This is a genomic window from Variovorax sp. GW821-FHT10D07, from assembly GCF_059415325.1.
In genome coordinates this window covers 56569-76839 of sequence record NZ_JBWKMZ010000005.1, presented here as the reverse complement: position 1 = coordinate 76839, position 20271 = coordinate 56569, and the positions used below count along the sequence as shown (strand labels likewise).

Genomic DNA, 20271 nt, shown 5'->3' with positions numbered 1-20271 from the left:
CCTTCGCGAAGGAGAAAGACGCAGCAGAACCGAAGCCGGCGGGCCGCGCCAGGGCTGGCAGGAATGATGGGGCAATTGTCTCGAATGCCAGCCCTTCGCTTCCTAGACTGGGCCGATCCCCCCACCTGGAGTTTCCCCATGAAGATCGGCATGCTCGTCTTTCCCGACATCACCGCGACCGACTACGTCGCGCCCGCGGACCTGCTGGTGCGCATTCCCGGCGCCAGCCTCTCGCTGGTGTGGAAGCACACCGACCCGATCCGCACCGAGCTCAGCTGGGAGTTCCGCGCCACGCAGGCGATGGCCGACTGCCCGCAGTTCGACATGCTCGTGGTGCCCGGCGGCCCCGGCGTCGCGGCGCTGTTCGAGGACCGCGAGACGGTCGACTTCCTCGCGCGCCAGGGCCGCGGCGCGCGCTGGGTGGTCGGCATCTGCACCGGCCCGCTGCTGCTGGGCGTGGCCGGCCTGCTCGAGGGCTACGAGGCCACCTGCCACTGGGCCTCGCACGAACTGCTGGCGATGGTCGGCGCGACGCCGCGCGACCAGCGCGTGGTGGTCGACCGCAACCGCATCACCGGCGCCGGCGTGACCTCGGGCATCGACTGCGCGCTGCGCGCGATCGCGCAGGCCACCGACGACGACACGGCGCGCGCGATCCAGCTGTTCGCCGAGTACGACCCGCAGCCGCCGTTCGACAGCGGCGCGCCAGCCAAGGCGCCGGCCCACATCGTCGAGGCGGCGCGCGCGCGCGTGGCCGGCGTGGTGGCCGAGCGGCGCGCGATCCTGGCGCGCATCGGGCGCGCGGCGCCGGTGGCCGCCTGAACCGGGGGAGGACTGCATGACCACGTCCCTGCCCCGCCGCTCGGCATTGGCCCTCGGCGCCGGCCTGCTGGCCGCGCCCTTCCTGCGCGCGCGGGCCGAAGGCAACCCGATCCGCATCCTCGTCGGCTACGCGGCCGGCGGCCCGGCCGACATCGCCGCGCGCATCGTGGCCGAGAAGCTCGCGCTGCAGCTGCAGCAGCCGGTGGTGGTCGACAACCGGCCCGGCGCCGGCGGCCAGCTCGCGGCGATCGCGCTCAAGGCCGCGCCGGCCGACGGCTCGGTGCTGATGCTGACCAACACCCACACGGTGGCGACGGTGCCGCTGACGGTGAAGAACCCGGGCTTCTCGACCACGCGCGACTTCCGGCCCGTGGGCAGCGTCGCCACCTTCGAGCTGGCGCTCGCGACCAACCCGACGACCACCAACGCCTCGAACCTCGCGGCCTTCGGGCGCTGGCTGGCCACGCACCGCGGCGATGCCGCCATCGGCGTGCCGGCCGCGGCCAGCGCGCCCGAGTTCATGGCGAGCCGGATCGCGCGCCACTTCCAGGTCGAGAGCCTGCCCGTGCCCTACAAGGGCTCGGCGCCGATGCTGCCCGACCTGCTCGGCGGCACGCTGCACGGCGCGATCACCAGCGTGTCGGACTTCCTGCCCTACCACCGCAGCGGCCGGCTGCGCATCCTCGCGTCGACGCGGCGCACGCCGCTGCTGCCCGAGGTGCCGTCGTTCGAGGAGGCCGGCCTGTCCGGCATGGAGCTCACCGAGCTGCTGGGCCTCTACGCGGGTGCCGGCGTGCCCGAGGCCACGGTGGCGCGCTACAACGCCGCGCTGGCGCAGGTGCTGGCGCAACCCGAGGTGGTGGAGAAGTTCAGGGGCCTCGACATGACGACCGTGCCCGGCACGCCGGCCGACCAGGGCGAGCGGCTCGCGAAGATCGACCGCATGCTCGGGCAGCTCGTGAAGGATTCGGGCTTCAAGCTCTGAGTCAGACGTCCGCGGGCTCGCAGCGCACCGCGTCGCCCGTGCGCAGCGGGCCGCCCGCGAGCACGCGCGCGGTCAGCCCGCCGTGGCCGCGCATCGCGTTGTAGCCGCCCGGGCCCAGCAGCTCCTCCATGCGCGAGCAGGGCTCGCACGGGCCCGTGATCTCGAGCCGCACCCAGTCGCCGAGCCGCAGCACCAGCGGCTGGTCGCGGAACAGCGAGCGCGCCGCGATCAGGTTCAGGCCCGACACCACGAGGTTGCGCCGCAGCAGCGCGGCGTCGACGGCCGCATGGCCGGCCAGCGCGGCGATCGCGCCCAGGTGCTCGGCCTGGATCAGCGTGACCTGGCGCTTGCCGCCGGGCCGGGCCGCGCTCGCGCGGTCGCCTTCCAGTCCCAAACCCGCGAGCGCCTGCGCGCCCTCGACGGCCTGCACCGGCACGCGCCGCGCGGGCCGCAGGTAGACGGCCTCGAGGCGGCCGGCGCGCGGAAACTGGCGCATGAGTTCGCGAAGGTCGGGCATGCGCGCGATTGTCCGTGGCACCGCGCACGCGCCAGCAAAACCACGGCGGCGATACAAATTGCAATAACTGGCGACAATCCAGGGAAATCGCCCCGCCGCCATGTCCACGCCTCTTCCGGAACCCCCCGAACCCGTGTCGCTGACCCCCGCGCTGGTGGTCGAGGACGATCCGGCCATGCAGCAGCGGCTGGCCTATGTGCTCGGCACGCTGGGTTGCACCGCGCCGCAGATCGCCTGGGCCGACAGCGTGGCCTCGGCACGGGCGCTGCTGGCCGAGCGCAGCTTCGGCGTGGCGCTGGTCGACATCGGGCTGCCCGACGGCAGCGGCGTCGACCTGATCGGCTGGCTGCAACAGCACCACCCGCGGCTGCCGGCGGTGGTGATCTCGGCCTACCGCACCGAGGAAACCATCTTCGCGGCGCTGCGCGCCGGCGCCATCGGCTACCTGCTCAAGGAGCGCGACGACCTCGAGCTCAGCATCGCGCTGCGCAGCATCGAGCAGGGCGGCGCGCCGATCGATCCCGCGATCGCGCGGCGCATCCTGGGCTGGCTCACGCACCAGCCGAACGCCGCGCCCGCGACCATGCCCGCGCCGCTGCCGATCCCGGCCATGACCGCCGACACCCAGCCCGGCGAGCTGCTGCCCGCTTCGGGCCTCGCGCCGCGCAAGGAGGAAGCGCCCGCCGCCGCGCTGCTGAGCCGGCGCGAGCACCGCATCCTCGAACTGGTGTCGCAGGGCCTCAGCAACCGCGACATGGCCGAAATGCTCTCGATCTCCCGATTGACCGTGGAATGCCACACCAAGAACATCTACCGCAAGCTGGCCGTCGGATCGCGCACCGAGGCGGTCTACCAGGCGCGGCTGCACGGGCTGCTGCGCTGACCTTGCTGCGCCGCCTGGCCGCGGCGCTGGCGCTGCTGCTGTGCGCGCATGGCGCGCTGGCCCAGGACTTCCCCGCGCTGCGCATCGAGGCCGTGCGCGCCGCCGGCTGGCACGACACGCGTCCGCCCGAGGACGGCTGGGAACCGGTCGCCGCCCTGCCCGACAACTGGGCCGACCGCTGGAGCGGCTTCGACGGCGTGGCCTGGTACCGGCTGCGCTGGGAACAGCCGGCCGAGCAGCGCGAGACCGGCCTGCTGCTGCACTACCTCAACATGGCCGGCGCGGTTTACCTCAACGGCACGCCGATCTCGCGCGACGCCAGCCTGGTCGAGCCGTTGACGCGGGCCTGGAACACGCCGCGCTACTGGCTGCTGGCGCCGCCGCTGCTGCGCGCGGGCACCAACACCCTGCTGGTTCGCGTCTCCGGGCTCGCGGTCTACCAGGCCGGGCTGGGGCCCGTCGTGGTCGGGCCGCCGGCCGTGCTGCAGGCCACCTACGAACGCGAGCGCGTGGTGCGGCGCGACCTGCAGGTGCTGGGTCTCGCGGTCAGCGCGGCGGTGTCGGCCTTCTTCGCGGCGCTGTGGCTGCTGCGGCGGCGCGAAACGGCCTACGGCTGGTTCGCGCTGATGTCAATGCTGTGGCTGCTGTTCGGCTACAACCAGATCGCCACCAGCCCCTGGCCCTTCGCCACCACCTCGGCCTGGCAGGCGCTCAACACCTCGCTGCTGCTGGTCTTCAGCACCGCCTACGCGGTGTTCGCGCTGCGCTTCTGCGACCGCCGCATGCCGCTGCTCGAGGGCGTTTCGCTGCTGGCCGCGGCCATCGGCGTGCTCGACCTGTGGCTGGCCGCGCCCGCGGCGCTGCCGCTGCACCGCGCGATCTGGACGCTGGTGGGCGGGCTGACGATCATCGTGGTCAACAGCGCCGCCATCGTCCACGCCTGGCGCCACCGCGGCAGCCCGATGCGTTCGCTCGCGCCCTTCATGGCGGTGTCGGGGCTCACCGGCGCGCACGACCTGCTGGTGTTCACCCAGGTGATCGACAGCAACCTCTACTACACGACCATGTCTTCGTACGTGCTGCTGCTGGGCATGGCGCTGACGCAGGCCGGGCGCTTCGTGCAAAGCCTGCGCCGCATCGAGAACTTCAACACCGAGCTGATCCAGGAAGTGAACGCGGCCAAGGACGAGCTCGCGGCCACGCTGTCGCAGCGCCATGCGCTGGAGCTCGCGCATGCGCGCATCGGCGAGCGCGTGAACCTCGCGAGCGACCTGCACGACGGCCTCGGCGGCATGCTGGTGGGCAGCATCGCGACGCTGGAGCGCACGCCCGAGCACCTGAGCGCGCCGCAGCTGCTGGCCATGCTCAAGCGGCTGCGCGACGACCTGCGGCTGATCATCGACGCCAACGGCCGCGACGACGGCGCGCATGCGCTCGCCGACCTGGTCGCGCCGCTGCGGCATCGGCTCACGCAATTGCTCGAGGCCAACGGCATCGAATGCCGCTGGCGCGTGGAAGGCCTGCAGGCGCTGACGCTCGCGCCCTCGCAGAACCTCGACCTGCTGCGCTTCCTGCAGGAGGCGCTGACCAACGTGCTGCGCCACAGCGGCGCGCGGCGGGTCGACGTGTCGCTGGTGGAAGAGAACGGCCAGCTGCGGCTCGAGGTGCGCGACGATGGCCGCGGCTTCGAGCCCGAAGCGCCGCCGCGGCCCGAAGGCACCGGCCTGCGCAGCCTGCGCACGCGGGCGCGGCGGCTGGGCGGGGCCTTCGAGATCGCCTCGGCGCCCGGCGCGACGCGCGTCGGGCTGCGGATGCCCGTCGGCGCGACCTGAGGTGAAAAGCCAGGGCCTTACTCGGCCCAGACGATCCAGCCCTGCCAGGCGGTGACCAGGATCAGGATGCCGAAGGCAATGCGGTACCAGGCGAACGGGATGAAGCTGTGCGAGCTGATGTAGCGCAGCAGCCAGCGCACGCACAGCCAGGCACTGAGGAACGAGAACAGCAGGCCGACCGCGAACAGCGGGATGTCGGCCACCGACAGCAGCGAGCGCACCTTGTAGAGGCTGTAGACGCCGGCGCCGATCAGCGTCGGGATCGCGAGGAAGAACGAGAAGTCGGTGGCCGCCTGGCGCGACAGCCCCAGCAGCATGCCGCCGATGATGGTGGAACCGCTGCGGCTGGTGCCCGGCACCATCGCGAAGCACTGCACCAGGCCGACCTTGAGCGCGTCCCAGGGCGTCATGTCGTCGACGTTCTCGACCCGCACCGAGCCCGGCGGCCGCTTCTCGGCCCACAGGATGATGAAGCCGCCGATGATGAAGGTGCTGGCCACCACGGCCGGCGTGAACAGGTGTTCCTTGATCACCTTGCCGAACAGCAGGCCCAGCACCACCGCGGGCAGGAAGCCGATCAGCACGTTGAGCGCGAAGCGCTGCGCCTTGGCCTGGCGCGGCAGCGCCACCACGGTCGAGCGGATCTTCTGCCAATAGACCATGATCACCGCGAAGATCGCGCCGGTCTGGATCGCGATCTCGAACACCTTGCCACGCTCGTCGTCGAAGCCGCCGAGCAACGAGCCCGCAAGAATCAGGTGGCCGGTCGACGAGATCGGGAGAAATTCGGTCAGCCCCTCCACGATGCCCATGACGGCGGCCTTGACCAACAGAACGATATCCAACGCGTACTCCTTGAAAGAGCGGCAATTATCGCGAGGGAGCCGGTCAGGTCCGGTTCAGGCTCCGGAGGGTCGCGGGTGCCGGTCTCCGGCCGATTTTCGTATCGTTCTATGACATACCTAGTTTGGGGGATGGCGCCTACCGTCGGGCGCGGTCACAGTCCAACCGCGCCGACGCCCCACGCCGGCGGCCAACCGAAGGACATTGCATGCTCGCCCCCGCGCCCGAGCGCGAAAAAGACGCCGACGAACACCTGCTGTGCCTCGAAGAGCACGCGTCGACCGCCGACGACCATGCGGCGCATGCGCGCCACGATGCGCGCCGCCGCGAAGCCGAACGCCAGGCCGCGCTGTGCCGCGCCGCCCGCGCCACCGGCGCCTCGACCGGCGAACTCGAACGGCTCGCGCGCTGCCTCGGCGAGATCGACCGCTGCGGCCGCGGCGCCACGCTGGTGGCCGAGGGCCAGGTCGCGGCCGACCGGCTGTCGCAGCGGCTGCAGCCGCTGGACCTGGAAGACGGCCACATGGCCTGGCAGATGGCCGGCGCCGCCGAATACATCGAACGCGGCCTGACGCAGGCGCTCGACCCCGCCCACGACCACAAGTGGTATGCGCGCTGGCAGCTCTGGAGCTTCCTGCTCGGCGGTGCCGACGCCGCCCATGCGCTGGCGCTGCAGGGCCTGGCGCTGCGGCCCTGCGGCCCGCGCGACCCGCAGGCCGACCTCACGGCGCGCGCGCGCCGCATCCTCGAGAGCTGGCGCCGCACCTCGGGCCCGTACTTCTGGAGCGCGATGGAGGACTGCGTGCGGCAGCAGGGCTTCTCTCTCGAGACCCAGGCCTACCTGATGCACGCGGTGGCGACGCTGTTCGACGGCGACGCGATGAAGCTCTCGAACGCCGAGTGCGAGCGCCTCAACGAGCTGCTGGTCGAGACCTACTGCGATGCGCTGGGCACCAGCGGCGCCATGCCCTCGGCCGAGATCTACCGCCGCATGGCCGCCGGCCTGCAGGCCGTGGACCGCGAGACCGGCCGGATGCGCGCGCTCGGCCGCAGCGACGCGGCGCAGATCGCGGCCACCGCGATCTACACGCTGCTGCGCGGCGACCGTTCAGCCTGAGGTGCGTCGGCGCAGCGCGCGCACCGCGCTGTCGACCGTGGTCAGCACCGGCAGCCCCGAGGCCCGTTCGCAGGCCGCGCGTGCGCGGGCCATGCTGAACTGCGCGAGCGCGATGTGGCTGCAGCCCTGCGCGCGCAAGGCCTCGGCCTGCCTGGCGATCAACGCATCGTGCCGCTCCCCGTCGCCCGCATTGAGCGCCTCGAGCGCGCCCTCGGCGAGTGCCGGCACCAGCGCGATGCCGCTCGGAAATTCGGGCGGCATCGAAGCCAGCGTGGGCGCGAAGGTCGCGATCAGCCCGAGCCGCGCGCCGGGGCCGGCCTCGCGCAGCGCCTGCACCGCCTCCTCCACCATCGCCTCGTTGGGCTTGAGCACCGGCAGCGCCGCATGGCGCCGCGCCACCGCCTCGATGCAGGAACCGAAGGCCGAGCAGGTGAAAAGGATGCCCTCGGCGCCGGTGTCGACCGCGTACTGCGCGAGCCGCTGGAAGCGCTCGTGCATGGCCGCGTCGAGCCCGCGCCCGTCGCGCGCGAGATCGGCCGACAGGCTGTCGTCGAGCAGGTTCATGCGCAGCGCCTGCGGCCAGTCGCGCGCGAAGGCGTCGTTGATGGGCGCGACCGAATGCGCGAGCGCGTGGATCAGGGCGATGCGGGTCATGGGGACGTGATGCGGCTCAGATGCCCTTCGACGAGGGATTGGCGAAGGCTTCCTTCGTCTCGGCGTTGAGCGGGTAGTTGATGTTGATGCCCTTGGGCGGAATGGGCGAGGTGAACCACTTGCCGTAGAGCGTCTCCATCTCGCCGGACTTCATCATGCCCGAGACCACGCGGTCGACGATGGCCTTGAAGGCCGGATCGTCCTTGCGGAACATCAGCGACTGGTTCTCGGTGCGCAGGCTCTCGCCGGTGATCAGGAAGTCCTTCGGGTTGCGCGCGTTCGCGAGCTGGCCGGCCAGCAGGATGTCGTCGAGCACGAAGGCCTGCGCGCGGCCGCTCTCCACCAGCAGGAAGGAATCGCTGTGGTCCTTGCCGCCGAGGCTCGTGACCTCGAGGTTCTTGCCCTTGTCGGCCTCGCGCAGCAGCCGGAACGAGGTGGTGCCGGTGGTGGTCACCACCGTCTTGCCCTGCAGGTCGGCGATGCTCTTGATGCCCGAATCGGCCTTCACCAGCATGCGCACGTTGTAGCGGAAGATGTCGGGAGAGAAGGCCACCAGCTTCTGGCGCTCGACCAGGTTGGTGGTGGAGCCGCACTCGATGTCGACCGTGCCGTTCTGCACCAGCGGGATGCGGTTGGCCGAGGTCACGGCCTGGTAGCGGATCTCGATCGCCGGCATCCTGAGTTCGCTCTTCACCGCCTCCACGATGCGCTTGCAGATCTCGATGCTGTAGCCCACGGGCTTGAGGTTGGCATCGAGGTACGAGAAGCCGAACGAGGACTCGCGGTAGCCGAAGGTGATGGCGCCGCTGGCCTTGATCTTGGCGAGGGTGTCGCTCTCCTGCGCGCTCGCGCAGAGCGCCGGCAGCACGAGGGCGGCAGCGAGCAGGAAGGAAAACGGCAGGCGTGGCTTGGGCATGGAGGTGCTCCTCGAGGCGGTGGGTGGAAGAAAAAGGGAAGGAAGAAGCGTAGGCTCAGCCCGCGGCGCGGCACGTGACCGCGTCGATGGCATCCGCGAGCCGCGCGGCGATCTCGCGCAGCTCGTCGCGCGTGGCGACGAAGGGCGGCGCGAGCAGCACGTGGTCGCCCTGGCGGCCGTCGACCGTGCCGCCGAAGGGATAGCACAGCAGCCCGCGCGCCATCGCCTCCTTCTTGACGGCCGCATGCAGCTTCAACGCGGGATCGAAAGGCGTCTTGCCCGCGCGCTCGGCCACGAGCTCGAGGCCCCAGAAGAAGCCGCGGCCGCGGATGTCGCCCACATGCGGATGCGCGCCGAGCGCCTCGGCCAGCATCGCGCCGAAGGCGATGCCGTCCTCGCGCACCTTCGCGACCAAACCCTCGCGCCGGATCGTCTGCTGCACAGCGAGCGCGGCGGCGCAGGCCATCGGATGGCCGAGGTAGGTGTGGCCATGCTGGAAGAAGCCGCTGCCCTGCGACATCGCCTCGACCACCCTGCGCTGCGCGAGCACCGCGCCCACCGGCTGGTAGCCGCCGCCCAGGCCCTTGGCGATGGTCATCAGGTCGGGCACCACGCCCTCTTGCTCGCAGGCATGCAAGCTGCCAGTGCGGCCCATGCCGCACATCACCTCGTCGAGGATCAGCAGCACACCGTACTTGTCGCAGACCGCGCGCACCGCCTGGAAGTAGCCCGGCACCGGCACCAGCACGCCCGCGGTGGCACCGCCCACGGTCTCGGCAACGAAGGCGATCACGCGGTCGGCACCCTGCGCGAGGATCGCGGCCTCGAGCTCGTTCGCGAGCCGCTGACCGTACTGCGCCGGGCTCTCGTCGGCGCGCTGCTCGCGGTAGGGATAGCAGGGCGACACGTGCGTGGCCGGCACCAGGATCGGCGCGAAGGGCTCGCGCCGCCAGGCATTGCCGCCGACCGCGAGCGCGCCCAGCGTGTTGCCGTGGTAGCTCTGGCGCCGCGCGATGAAATGGGTGCGCTGCGGCTGGCCGATCTCGACGAAGTACTGGCGCGCCATCTTGAGCGCCGCCTCCACCGCTTCGGAGCCGCCGCTCACGAGGTAGGCATGGCTCATGCCTTCGGGCGCCGCGCCGATCAATTCCTCGGCCAGGCGCTCGGCCACCTCGCTGGTGAAGAAGCTGGTGTGGGCATAGGCCAGCCGGTCGATCTGCGCATGCATCGCGGCCAGCACCTCGGGATGCGCATGGCCCAGCGAGGACACGGCCGCGCCGCCCGAGGCGTCGAGGTATTCGCGGCCCTCGGCGTCGCGGATGTAGAGGCCGTGCGAGCCCGTGGCGACGGGCGGGGTCTGACGGAGATGGCGGTGGAAGACGTGCGTCATGGCGTGAGGACAGGCGGATGGGGACTGGAACCAACGTTTCGGGCGAATTATTTCTTGGAACATTTGTTCCGTCAACCGTTCCGCTCGTTTCACCCGTTCCAGCCGCGGCCCGGAACAGCGGGCACGCCTCCGGTACATTCGTTCCAACGCCAGAGACCAAGAGGAACGACGCCATGGGCGCCAGAGACCAGATCCGCCAGCGCTTCGACGACCTGAGCCCCGCGCTGCAGCAGGTGGCGCGCTACGTGCTCGACCATCCGAACGAGGTGGTCACGGGCTCGATGCGCGGCATCGGCACGCGCGCGCAAAGCACGCCCGCCACGCTGGTGCGCTTCGCCCAGACGCTGGGCTTCGACGGCTGGCCGCAGCTCAAGGCGGCCTTCGCCACCGACATGGGCCTGGGCACGGAGGCCTACGGCGCGCGCGCGCAGCAGCTGGTGGGCCGCGCGCGCGACCGGGGCCTGACCGGCGAGATGTTCGAGGTGCAGCGCCGCAACCTCGAGACCACGCAGCAGCAGAGCGAACAGGCGCTGCAGAAGGTCTGCGCGCTGATGGAGAAGGCGCCCGCGGTGCACGCGGCCGGCTTTCGCGCCTGCTACCCGATCGCCTTCTCCTTCGTCTACGTGTACCGGCTCTTTCGCGGCAGCGTGCACCTGGTCGACGGCCAGGGCGGCACGCTCGAGATGCAGCAACGCGCCTTCGGGCGCGGCGACGTGGTGCTGATCGCGAGCTTCGCGCCCTACTCGCGCGAGGCGCTGCAGGTGGCCGAGGCCGCCAAGGCCGCGGGCAGCCGCATCGTGGCGCTGACCGACAGCCTCGGCTCGCCGCTCTCGCTGCGCGCCGACGAGACCCTGCTGTTCACCATCCACAGCCCCTCGTTCTTTCCCTCGGTGGCTGCCGGCGTGGCCGTGGCCGAGGCGCTGGTCGAGCTGCTCGCGAGCCGCGCGGGCAAGGCCGTGATCCGGCGCATCGACCAGGCCGAGACGCAGCTGTTCGAGTCGGGGGCCTACCTGGTGCCACCGGTGGCGCGCGGCGGCTGATCGCGCGGAACCACTGGCGAGGCCGGGCAGTCCAACCCCGGTCGCGGTCGCGCGTCCTGCTGTTGCCGCGACAGGAGGTAAAGACCATGAAGCAAGTGAAGCATTGGCAAGACCCGGTCAACGCCGTCCTCGGCGTCTGGCTGATCGTCTCGCCCTGGGTCCTGGGCTTCCAGGGCCACACGCTCGCCATGTGGAGCGCGATCGGTACCGGCCTCGTGCTCGGTGCCGTGGCACTGGGCGCGACCTTCGTGCCGCAGGCCTGGGAGGAGTGGACCGAGGTCGCGCTCGCGGTCTGGCTCGCGGTGTCGCCGTGGGTGCTGGGCTTCGGCGGGCTCGAGGTGGCGCTGGTCAACGCGGTGCTCGTGGCCGCGGCGATCCTGGTGCTGGCACTGTGGGTGCTGGTGACCGACAAGGACTACCTGGGCGGCATGACGGACCGCCCGGCCCATTGAGGCCCTGAAGGTCCTTTCCCGAACGCCGCCGGCCGCCGGATCAATTGCGGCGCGGCGGCGACTCCAGGGACGCGCGCGATGCCGCGTGCGTCCGCGACCTTTCCCCGAGCCGCCTTGCCGACGCGATCAGCGCGTGGCCGGCTGCGTGCCCGCGTCCGCGAGCCACTCGGCCTGCCAGCCGCCGCCGAGCGCCTGGATCAGCGCGATCGCCGACGACTGGCGGTTGACCTGCAGCTGCACCAGCGAACGCCGCGCATTGAGCGCGGCGACCTGCGCGGTCACGACCTCGGTGTAGCTGACCTGCGCCGCGCGGTAGCGGTTGAGCAGCTGCTGCTCGGTCTTGTCGGCCGCGGCCGAGGCTTCGCGCCGCAGGCCTTCCTGCTGGGCCAGCGTGGCACCCGCGCTGAGCTGGTCCTCGACCGCCTGGAAGGCCGTCAGCACGGTCTGGCGGTAGCGCGCCACGGCCGCTTCGTGGCCGGCCTTGGCCGAATCGACGTTGGCGCCGATGGCGCCCGCGTCGAACACCACCTGCGCCACCGACAGCCCGAGCGCCCACAGCGTGTTCGAGGCATTGAACAGGTCCTTGACCTTGCTCGCGTTGCTGCCCACCGAGGCATTGAGGCCGAAGTTCGGGAAGTAGGCCGCGCGCGCGATGCCGATCTGCGCATTGGCCGCGGCCACCGAGCGCTCGGCCGCCGCGATGTCGGGCCGGCGCTGCAGCAGCGTCGAGGGCACGCCGGTCGGCACGCCCGGCACCGTCGGCGTCCACTTCGCGGCCGCCAGGCTGAAGTCGGCCGGCGCCGCGCCCACCAGCACCGCGATCGCATGCTCGTAGGTGGCGCGCGTGCGCTGCAGCCCGACGCGGTCGGCGCGCGCGTTCACGAGCTGGGTCTGCGCCTGCAGCACGTCGGTCTGCGCGGCGATGCCGGCCTGGTAGCGGTTGTTGGTGATCTCGTAGGCGCGCTGGTAGCCCTCGATGGTCTCGTCGAGCAGCACCATCTCGGCATCGGCCTCGCGCAGCGAGAAGTAGTTGGTGGCCAGCTCGCCCACCGCCGACAGCCGCGCCGCCGCGAGGTCGGCCTCGCTGGCCTGCGCATTGGCCTGGGCGCTGCTGACCGCCGCGCGCAGCCGGCCCCAGACATCGGGCGACCAGTCGGCCGCGAGCGTGGCCGAGAAGGCGTTCGAGGCATTGCTGTCGCCGCCGATGTTGCCGCTGCGCTTGCCGTTGCCGCTCAGCGAGACCGAGGGGAACAGCGCCGCGCGCTCGCCGCGCACCAGCGCCTGGGCCTGCGCGTAGTTGGCGACCGCGGCCGCGATGTTCTGGTTCGACACCTGCACCCGGCCCGCAAGCTCGTCGAGCACCGGGTCGCCGAACAACTTCCACCATTCACCGCGCTCGAGCGTGTCGGCCGGCGCGGCCGGCAGCCAGCCCTCGGCGGTCTTCTGTTCCTTCCAGCCCGCGGGCGACACGGCGGCCGGCACCTGGTAGGCCGGGCCGACGGCGCAGCCCGCGAGCAGCGCGGCGAGCGTCGCGGCCAGCGCGATGCGCTGCGGAAAGAAGGGAGTCTGGAACAGGGAGGCGGGCATTCTTCGAACGGCGCGTGCGGGCCGTGGTGTCTTTGTCGTTGCGGTCATGGCTGGACCTCCATGGTGCGGCTCAGGTGGCTCTCGTCGGCGCCGCGGCGGCGCAGCTTGTCGAGCAGCAGGTAGACCACCGGCGTGGTGAGCAGGGTCAGCACCTGGCTGGCGATCAGCCCGCCGATGATCGCCACGCCCAGCGGCCGGCGCAGCTCGGCGCCCTCGCCGAAGCCGATCGCCAGCGGCAGCGCGCCGAGCGCGGCCGCCATGGTGGTCATGAGGATCGGGCGGAAGCGCAGCAGGCAGGCCTCGCGCACCGCTTCCAGCGGACTCAGGCCGCGCGAGCGCTCGGCCTCGAGCGCGAAGTCGATGATCAGGATGGCGTTCTTCTTCACGATGCCGATCAGCAGGAACACGCCGATCAGCGCGATGATGGAGAACTCCATGCGGAACATCAGCAGCGCCAGCACCGCGCCCACGCCGGCCGAGGGCAGCGTCGACAGCACGGTGATCGGGTGCACCAGGCTCTCGTAGAGGATGCCCAGCACGATGTAGATGACCACCAGCGCGGCCAGGATCAGCATCGCCTGCTGGCCCTGCGACTGCTGCGCCGCGAGCGCCGTGCCCGCGAAGGCGCCGCGCACGTTGATCGGCATCGCGATGTTGGCCTCGGCCTTGGCGATCGCCTCGCGCGCATCGCCGAGGTTGGCGCCCTCGGCCAGGTTGAACGAGATGGTGGTCGCGAGCTCGCCGTCCTCGTGGCTCACCGAGGTCGCGACCGAGCGCTCGACGAACTTCGCCACCGAGGACAGCGGCACCAGCGTGGTCGGCGTGTTGCTCAGCACGTTGCCGGTGGAGGCGTTGCGCGAGCCCGCGTTGGCCGACACCGGCACCGTGGGCGTGGTGCTCGAGGCGGTCGACGCGGTGCCGGTCTTCGAGCCCGTGGCCGTGTTGCTGGTGGCCACCGAGGTCGACTGGTTGGTGGTGCCGTTGGCCGCCACCTGCGTGGTCACGGTCTGGCCCGCCACCACCGAGGTGCGCGTGGCCGGCACGTAGACGTCGCGCAGCGCATTCGGGCTGCGCGTGTAGCGCGGCGCCCACTCCATCACCACGTGGTACTGGTTGAGCTCGGTGTAGATGGTCGCCACCTGGCGCTGGCCGAAGGCGTTGTAGAGCGCGTTGTCCACCGCCTGCGAGGTCAGGCCGAGCCGGCGCGCGCTGTCGGGGTCGACCTCGGCCACCGTCTCCACGCCGTTCTGGTCCTGGTCGGTATCGATGTCCGTGAGATTCGGCTGCAGCCGCAGCTCGTCGGCCAGCTTGCCGGCCCAGGTGCGCAGGTCGGCCAGGTTGTCGCTCTTGAGCGTGTACTGGTAGGTGGAGTTGCTCGAGCGCCCACCCGAGCGCACGTCCTGCACCGGGCTCAGGAACACGCGCAGGCCGGTCACCTGGTTGAGCTGCGGGCGCAGCCGCGCGATCACCGCGAGGCCGCTCTCGGTGCGCTGGCTCGCGGGCTTGAGGTTGACGAACATGAAGCCGCCGCCCGCGCGCGAGCCGCCGATGAAGCCCGTGACCGTGTCGACCGCGGGGTCGCGCCGGATGATGTCGACCACCTCGCGCAGCTTGGCCGCGAGCGCCTGCGAGGAGATGCTCTGGTCGGCGCGCAGGCCGCCGTTGAGCTGGCCGCTGTCCTGCTGCGGGAAGAAGCCCTTGGGCGCCGCGCTGAACAGGTAGACGTTGAGCCCGATCACCGCCAGCAGGATCAGCGCCACCAGCGCCTTGCTGCCGAGCGCCCAGTCGAGGATGACCTCGTAGCGCTTGAGCACCCACTCGTAGCCGCGTTCCGACCAGCGCGCGAAGCGGCCCGGCGGCTTGGTCTTGTCAGCCTCGCCGCCACGCTTGAGCAGCCAGGCGCACATCATCGGCGTGGTGGTCAGCGAGATGACCAGCGAGATCATCACCGCCGCCGACAGCGTGACCGCGAACTCGCGGAACAGCCGCCCGACCTGGCCGCCCATGAACAGCAGCGGGATGAACACCGCCACCAGCGACACGCTGATCGACAGCACCGTGAAGCCCACTTCCTTGGCGCCGAGCAGCGCGGCCTTCATGCGCGTCATGCCGGCCTCGATGTGGCGGCTGGTGTTCTCGAGCACCACGATCGCGTCGTCGACCACGAAGCCCGTGGCCACCGTGAGCGCCATCAGGCTCAGGTTGTTGAGGCTGAAGCCCAGCAGGTACATCACGCCGAAGGTGCCGAGCAGCGCGACCACCGTGGCCACGGCAGGCACGACGGTGGCGCGCGCGCTGCGCAGGAACAGGCTGACCACCAGCACCACCAGCAGCACCGAGGCCACCAGCGTGAACTCGACCTCGTGCAGCGAGGCGCGGATCGAGCTGGTGCTGTCGGAGGCCACGCGCAGCTCGACGTCGGGCGGCAGCTGCGACTGCAGCTCGGGCAGCAGCGCGCGCACGCCGTCGACCGTCTCGATGATGTTGGCCGAGGGCTGGCGCGTGATCAGCACGATCACCGCCGGCTCGCCGTTGAACAGGCCCAGCGTGCGCGTGTCCTCGACGCCGTCGTAGACCTCGGCCACGTCGGCCAGCCGCACCGCCGCGCCGTTGCGCCAGGCCACCAGCATCGAGGCGTAGTCGCTCGCGCGCAGCGCCGGCGTCTGGGTGTAGACCTGCAGCTTGCGCCCCTCGCCCTGCACCATGCCCTTGGGCCGGTTCGCGTTCGAGGCCTGGATCGCGGCACGCACGTCCTCGGTGCTGATGCCGTAGCGGTTGAGCGCGAACGGCAGCAGCTCGATGCGCACCGCCGGCAGCGATCCGCCGCCGATCTCCACGTCGCCCACCCCGTCGACCTGCGACAGCCGCTGGCTCACGATGTTCGACACGGCGTCGTAGATCTGGCCCGGGGTCTTGGTCTTGGAGGTCAGCGCCAGGATGATGACCGGCGACGAGGCCGGGTTGGCCTTGCGGTAGGTCGGGTTGCTGCGCAGGGTGGCGGGCAGGTCGACGCGGCTCGCGTTGATCGCGGCCTGCACCTCGCGCGCGGCGCCGTCGATGTTGCGGCTGAGGTCGAACTGCAAGGTGACGCGGGTGGAGCCGACCGAGCTGGTCGAGGTCATCTCGTTGACGCCGGCGATGGTGCCCAGGTGGCGTTCGAGGGGCGTGGCGACGCTCGTGGCCATGGTCTCGGGGCTGGCGCCCGGGATGGAGGCGCGGACCGAGATGACGGGGTAGTCGACTTGCGGTAGCGGGGAGACCGGGAGGACGAAGAAGGCTGCGATGCCTGCCAGGGCTATGCCGATGGTGAGGAGGACTGTGCCTATGGGGCGGCGGACGAAGGGGCGGGAGAGGTTCATCTCTTGCCTCCTTCTTTGATTCCCTGCTTTGGTGTGTTGGCTTGCTGCCGGTCTGCCTCTTGCAGAGGGCGTTGGCCGGGTCTCGCCCCGGCGGGCGACTTACTTTTCTTGTCTCGCCAAGAAAAGTAAGCAAAAGAAGGCGACCCCACTGTCTGCGACCCGCAGCGAAGCTGCGGGCAACCTGCGGTGCTCGCGTTTCGCGGGGTCTCGCAGAACTCGCTTCGCTCAAACAGCTGCGAGCCCTTGTCCGCGAAACGCTGCGCTCCTCGGCGCAGCCAGAGGGGATGAGGGTCAACGCGCCATGGCGCGTCCTTGTGTGGTGTGTAGGGACGGGCCGGCCCTGGGTCTTTCACTCCGGCCGAGCGAAGCGAAGGCCTGTTCGGCATGCTGGGCCGAGCGCAGCGATGGCCCGAACCACTCCCCTCTGGCTGTGCCGAGGAGCGCAGGCGTAGGCGGGATAAGGGCCGCAGCTGTCTGAGCGGAACGCAGTGGAGCGAGTTCTGCGGACCCCCGCCGTAGCCGAGCACCGCAGGTTGCCCGTAGCGAAGCGGAGGGACACAGACAGTGGGGTCGCCTTTTCTTTGGTTACTTTCTTTTGGCGAAGCAAAAGAAAGTGACTCGCCCGCCGGGGCGAATTCCCGGCCAACAGCCCCCGCAGGAGAAGCAGCACAAGAACACAAAGCAGCCGAACGAGAGAGGAAACTCAAACCGCCTCCTCCTCAACCACCCCCGACCGCCGAGTCCCACCCAACCGATCAAACGCCAAATAGATAACCGGCGTAGTGAACAAAGTCAGCAGTTGACTAACGATCAACCCCCCAAAAATAGCCAACCCCAAAGGACGCCGCAGCTCAGCCCCATCCCCAAAGCTGAACATCAAAGGCACAGCAGCAAACAAGGCTGCCAGCGTAGTCATCAAGATAGGCCGAAACCGCAACAACGCCGCCTGATGAATCGCTTCCCGGGGTGACTTGCCCTCCGTGCGCTCCGCATCGATAGCGAAGTCGATCATCATGATCGCGTTCTTCTTCACGATCCCGATCAGCAGGATGATCCCAATGATCCCGATCACCCCCAGGTCGTTGCCCGTCACCATCAACGCCAGCAACGCCCCCACCCCCGCCGAAGGCAAGGTCGACAGAATCGTCAGCGGATGCACGTAGCTCTCGTACAGCACCCCCAGCACGATGTACACGCACACCACCGCCGCCAGGATCAGCCACAGCTGGTTCGACAACGATTTCTCGTAAGCCCCCGAAGCCCCGAGGAAGGTCATCGTGATGCTCTTCGGCAACCCGATCTCCTTCGCCGTCGCACGGATCGTGTCGACCGCCGACCCCAGCGCCACCCCCGGCGCGGTATCGAAGTTCAGCGTGCTCGCCGGGTACTGCGCCACGTGCGTGATCTGCAGCGGCGCCTGTCGCTCGCTGATGTCGGCGATGGCCGAGAGCGGCGTCGCGGTGCCCGAGCCCGCGATCAGGTTGAGCTGCCCCAGCGTCTGCGGCGTGTTCACCATGCCGGGCTGGGCCTCGAGGATCACGCGGTACTGGTTGGTCTCGGTGAAGATGGTCGAGACGATGCGCTGGCCGAAGGCGCTGTAGAGCGCGTCGTCGACCGTGCTCGCGGTGATCGACAGCCGCGCCGCGGTGTCGCGGTTCACGTTGACGAAGGCCGCCAGGCCCTGGGCGCCGGCATCGCTGCTGACGTTGCGCACCTTGTCGCCATGCTCGGCCTGCAGCTTGGCCACCAGCTGCTGCATCCAGTCGGTGATGGCGGCGCCGTCCACGCCTTCGAGCGAGGCGCGGTACTGCGTGGGGCCGGTCTCGGCGTCGATGGTCAGGTCCTGCGTGGGCTGCAGGTAGAGGGTCACGCCGGCCACGCCGCGCACGCGCTCGCGCAGGCGGTCCATCACGGCCTGCTGGCTGTCGTGGCCGCGGCGCAGGTTGATCAGCATGCTGCCGGTGTGCAGCATGGTGTTGTTGGCGGCATCGACGCCGACGAAGGAACTGAGGTTCTCGACGTCGGGGTCGGCCAGCACGGCGCGCGCGGCCTGCTGCTGCAGCTGCGACATGCGGTCGAACGAGACGTCCTGCGCGGCCTCGATGCGTGCCTGCAGCTGGCCCGTGTCCTGGGTCGGGAACAGGCCCTTGGGGATCGAGAGATAGAGCGCCACGGTCAGCAGCAGGGTGAGCAGCGCGACCAGCAGCGTGAGCGCCTGGTGATCGATGACCCAGTGCAGCGAGCGGTCGTAGCGCGTCATCACGCCGTCGAAGAAACGCTGCGCGCGCGCGGCGATGCCGTGGCTGGCGGGGTCGCGCTTGGGTTCGTGCTTGAGCCAACGCGCCGACATCATCGGCACCAGCGTGAGCGACACCACGGCCGAGATCAGGATCGTGATCGCCAGCGTGACCGCGAACTCGCGGAACAGCCGGCCGACCACGTCGCCCATGAACAGCAGCGGGATCAGCACCGCGATCAGCGAGACCGTCAGCGAGATGATGGTGAAGCCGATCTGGGTGGCGCCCTTGAACGCGGCCTGCAAGGGCTTCTCGCCCTCCTCGATGTAGCGCGCGATGTTCTCGATCATCACGATCGCGTCGTCCACCACGAAGCCGGTGGCGATGGTCAGCGCCATCAGGCTCAGGTTGTTGAGGCTGTAGCCCAGCAGGTACATCAGGCCGAAGGTGCCGATCAGCGAGATCGGCACCGCGATGCTGGCGATGACGGTGGCGCGCAGGCTGCCGAGGAAGGCGAAGATCACCAGCACCACCAGCACGACGGCGAGCACCAGCTCCATCTGCACGTGCTCGACCGACGAGCGGATGCCGGCCGTGCGGTCGCTCAGCACCTCGACCTTGAGGCCCGCGGGCATGCCGGCCTGCAGTTCGGGCAGCTGCGCCTTGATGGCGTTGACGGTGGCGATCACGTTGGCGCCGGGCTGGCGCTGCACGTTGAGGATGATCGCGGGCGTGAGCGTGCCTTCGGCATCGCCGGTGGCCTTGGTGCCGGCCCAGGCGCCAAGCTGGTTGTTCTCGGCGCTGTTGACCACGCGCGCCACGTCGACCATGCGGATCGGCGCACCGTTCTTGTACGAGACGATCAGGTTCTTGTAGTCGTCGACCGTGAGCAGCTGGTCGTTCGAGTTGATGGTGTAGGCGCGCTTGGGGCCGTCGAAGCTGCCCTTGGCGCCATTGGAGTTGGCCGCGCTGATCGCGGTGCGCAGCGCGTCGAGGCCGATGCCGTTGGCCGCCAGTGCCTGGGTGTTGGCCTGGATGCGCACCGCCGGCCGCTGGCCGCCGCTGAGCGACACCAGCCCCACGCCCGAGACCTGGCTGATCTTCTGCGCGAGCCGCGTGTTGACGAGGTTCTGCACCTCGGTCAGCGGCAGGGTGTCGGAGGTGATCGCCAGCGTGAGCACCGGCGCGTCGGCCGGGTTGACCTTGGCATAGACCGGCGGCGCCGGCAGGTCGGCCGGCAGCAGCGAGCCGCCGGCGTTGATCGCGGCCTGCACCTCCTGCTCGGCGACGTCGAGCGTCTGGCCCAGCGTGAACTGCAGCGTGATGATCGACACGCCCGCCGCGCTGGTGGAGCTCATGCGGTCGAGCCCCGACATCTGGCCGAACTGGCGTTCGAGCGGCGCGGTGACGGTGTTGCTCATCACCTCGGGGCTGGCACCCGGGTAGAGCGTCTGGACCTGGATCGTCGGGTAGTCGACCTGCGGCAGCGCCGACAGCGGCAGGAAGCGGAACGCCACCAGGCCGGCCAGCACGATGGCGACCATCAGCAGCGAGGTCGCCACCGGCCGCAGGATGAACGGGCGTGAAGGGCTCATGGGATCAATTCGTCGTCGAGGGCGCTGCGGGCGGCGCGGCGG

General features: G+C 70.4%; 15 protein-coding genes. 7 read left to right on the top strand and 8 right to left on the bottom strand.

The features are described from left to right. The first annotated feature begins 138 nt into the window (after positions 1 to 138). Both AC07PU_RS17275 and AC07PU_RS17270 read left to right on the top strand, forming a co-directional pair. Positions 139 to 822 (top strand): DJ-1/PfpI family protein, encoded by a 684-nt coding sequence (locus AC07PU_RS17275; protein WP_495319046.1) that lies wholly within the window; start codon positions 139 to 141, stop codon positions 820 to 822. A 16-nt stretch (positions 823 to 838) separates the two neighbouring features. After that, positions 839 to 1807 carry a tripartite tricarboxylate transporter substrate-binding protein gene (locus tag AC07PU_RS17270; RefSeq protein ID WP_495319044.1) on the top strand — a complete coding sequence of 323 codons (969 nt, stop codon included), beginning with the start codon at positions 839 to 841 and terminating at the stop codon, positions 1805 to 1807. Between the two features lies 1 nt (position 1808). Here the strand turns inward: AC07PU_RS17270 and AC07PU_RS17265 are convergent, their stop codons facing one another. After that, the gene (locus AC07PU_RS17265; RefSeq protein ID WP_495319043.1) at positions 1809 to 2324 is read right to left on the bottom strand and encodes an MOSC domain-containing protein; all 516 of its coding nucleotides are present in this window, start codon (positions 2322 to 2324) and stop codon (positions 1809 to 1811) included. Between the two features lie 100 nt (positions 2325 to 2424). Between AC07PU_RS17265 and AC07PU_RS17260 the strand changes: the two genes are divergently transcribed. After that, the gene (locus AC07PU_RS17260; RefSeq protein ID WP_495319041.1) at positions 2425 to 3207 is read left to right on the top strand and encodes a response regulator; all 783 of its coding nucleotides are present in this window, start codon (positions 2425 to 2427) and stop codon (positions 3205 to 3207) included. Positions 3208 to 3209: 2 nt separating this feature from the next. Then, positions 3210 to 5039: a sensor histidine kinase gene (locus AC07PU_RS17255; RefSeq protein ID WP_495319040.1), complete on the top strand. Its 1830-nt coding sequence runs from the start codon at positions 3210 to 3212 to the stop codon at positions 5037 to 5039. Between the two features lie 17 nt (positions 5040 to 5056). Here the strand turns inward: AC07PU_RS17255 and AC07PU_RS17250 are convergent, their stop codons facing one another. Then, complete coding sequence (locus AC07PU_RS17250) at positions 5057 to 5884, bottom strand: undecaprenyl-diphosphate phosphatase (protein WP_093339823.1); 828 nt, start codon at positions 5882 to 5884, stop codon at positions 5057 to 5059. A 206-nt stretch (positions 5885 to 6090) separates the two neighbouring features. Here AC07PU_RS17250 and AC07PU_RS17245 point away from each other — a divergent pair, with 206 nt between their 5' ends. Beyond that, positions 6091 to 6999 carry a hypothetical protein gene (locus AC07PU_RS17245; protein WP_093339825.1) on the top strand — a complete coding sequence of 303 codons (909 nt, stop codon included), beginning with the start codon at positions 6091 to 6093 and terminating at the stop codon, positions 6997 to 6999. Here the strand turns inward: AC07PU_RS17245 and AC07PU_RS17240 are convergent. Genes AC07PU_RS17240 through AC07PU_RS17230 form a run of 3 tightly spaced genes read right to left on the bottom strand, consistent with a single transcriptional unit; the run spans position 6991 to position 9959 of the window. After that, positions 6991 to 7653 carry an aspartate/glutamate racemase family protein gene (locus tag AC07PU_RS17240; protein ID WP_495319037.1) on the bottom strand — a complete coding sequence of 221 codons (663 nt, stop codon included), beginning with the start codon at positions 7651 to 7653 and terminating at the stop codon, positions 6991 to 6993. The two genes, AC07PU_RS17245 and AC07PU_RS17240, sit on opposite strands and share 9 nt — an antisense overlap. 16 nt (positions 7654 to 7669) lie before the next feature. Next, a complete protein-coding gene (locus AC07PU_RS17235; protein WP_495319035.1) occupies positions 7670 to 8569 on the bottom strand; it encodes an amino acid ABC transporter substrate-binding protein in 900 nt (299 codons plus the stop codon). Positions 8570 to 8624: 55 nt separating this feature from the next. Beyond that, entirely contained in the window at positions 8625 to 9959 is a 1335-nt protein-coding gene (locus AC07PU_RS17230; RefSeq protein WP_495319033.1) for an aspartate aminotransferase family protein, read from the bottom strand. Between the two features lie 173 nt (positions 9960 to 10132). Between AC07PU_RS17230 and AC07PU_RS17225 the strand changes: the two genes are divergently transcribed. Continuing rightward, the gene (locus AC07PU_RS17225; RefSeq protein WP_495319031.1) at positions 10133 to 10999 is read left to right on the top strand and encodes a MurR/RpiR family transcriptional regulator; all 867 of its coding nucleotides are present in this window, start codon (positions 10133 to 10135) and stop codon (positions 10997 to 10999) included. An 86-nt stretch (positions 11000 to 11085) separates the two neighbouring features. Then, a complete protein-coding gene (locus AC07PU_RS17220; RefSeq protein WP_398497180.1) occupies positions 11086 to 11451 on the top strand; it encodes an SPW repeat protein in 366 nt (121 codons plus the stop codon). 126 nt (positions 11452 to 11577) lie between these two features. On the opposite strand, the gene AC07PU_RS17215 is transcribed toward AC07PU_RS17220, so the two are convergent. The 3 genes from AC07PU_RS17215 to AC07PU_RS17205 form a co-directional block, all read right to left on the bottom strand. Beyond that, entirely contained in the window at positions 11578 to 13038 is a 1461-nt protein-coding gene (locus AC07PU_RS17215) for an efflux transporter outer membrane subunit (RefSeq protein ID WP_495319414.1), read from the bottom strand. Between the two features lie 44 nt (positions 13039 to 13082). Continuing rightward, positions 13083 to 16397: an efflux RND transporter permease subunit gene (locus tag AC07PU_RS17210; protein ID WP_495319029.1), complete on the bottom strand. Its 3315-nt coding sequence runs from the start codon at positions 16395 to 16397 to the stop codon at positions 13083 to 13085. 703 nt (positions 16398 to 17100) lie between these two features. Then, a complete protein-coding gene (locus tag AC07PU_RS17205) occupies positions 17101 to 20229 on the bottom strand; it encodes an efflux RND transporter permease subunit (protein WP_495319027.1) in 3129 nt (1042 codons plus the stop codon). Positions 20230 to 20271 lie beyond the last annotated feature (42 nt).

Coding starts and splice junctions, on each gene's coding strand:
- AC07PU_RS17270 (WP_495319044.1), top strand. CDS start 839: ATGACCACGTCCCTGCCCCGCCGCTCGGCATTGGCCCTCGGCGCCGGC.
- AC07PU_RS17205 (WP_495319027.1), bottom strand. CDS start 20,229: ATGAGCCCTTCACGCCCGTTCATCCTGCGGCCGGTGGCGACCTCGCTG.
- AC07PU_RS17220 (WP_398497180.1), top strand. CDS start 11,086: ATGAAGCAAGTGAAGCATTGGCAAGACCCGGTCAACGCCGTCCTCGGC.
- AC07PU_RS17245 (WP_093339825.1), top strand. CDS start 6,091: ATGCTCGCCCCCGCGCCCGAGCGCGAAAAAGACGCCGACGAACACCTG.
- AC07PU_RS17260 (WP_495319041.1), top strand. CDS start 2,425: ATGTCCACGCCTCTTCCGGAACCCCCCGAACCCGTGTCGCTGACCCCC.
- AC07PU_RS17265 (WP_495319043.1), bottom strand. CDS start 2,324: ATGCCCGACCTTCGCGAACTCATGCGCCAGTTTCCGCGCGCCGGCCGC.
- AC07PU_RS17230 (WP_495319033.1), bottom strand. CDS start 9,959: ATGACGCACGTCTTCCACCGCCATCTCCGTCAGACCCCGCCCGTCGCC.
- AC07PU_RS17215 (WP_495319414.1), bottom strand. CDS start 13,038: ATGCCCGCCTCCCTGTTCCAGACTCCCTTCTTTCCGCAGCGCATCGCG.
- AC07PU_RS17235 (WP_495319035.1), bottom strand. CDS start 8,569: ATGCCCAAGCCACGCCTGCCGTTTTCCTTCCTGCTCGCTGCCGCCCTC.
- AC07PU_RS17240 (WP_495319037.1), bottom strand. CDS start 7,653: ATGACCCGCATCGCCCTGATCCACGCGCTCGCGCATTCGGTCGCGCCC.
- AC07PU_RS17210 (WP_495319029.1), bottom strand. CDS start 16,397: ATGAACCTCTCCCGCCCCTTCGTCCGCCGCCCCATAGGCACAGTCCTC.
- AC07PU_RS17225 (WP_495319031.1), top strand. CDS start 10,133: ATGGGCGCCAGAGACCAGATCCGCCAGCGCTTCGACGACCTGAGCCCC.
- AC07PU_RS17275 (WP_495319046.1), top strand. CDS start 139: ATGAAGATCGGCATGCTCGTCTTTCCCGACATCACCGCGACCGACTAC.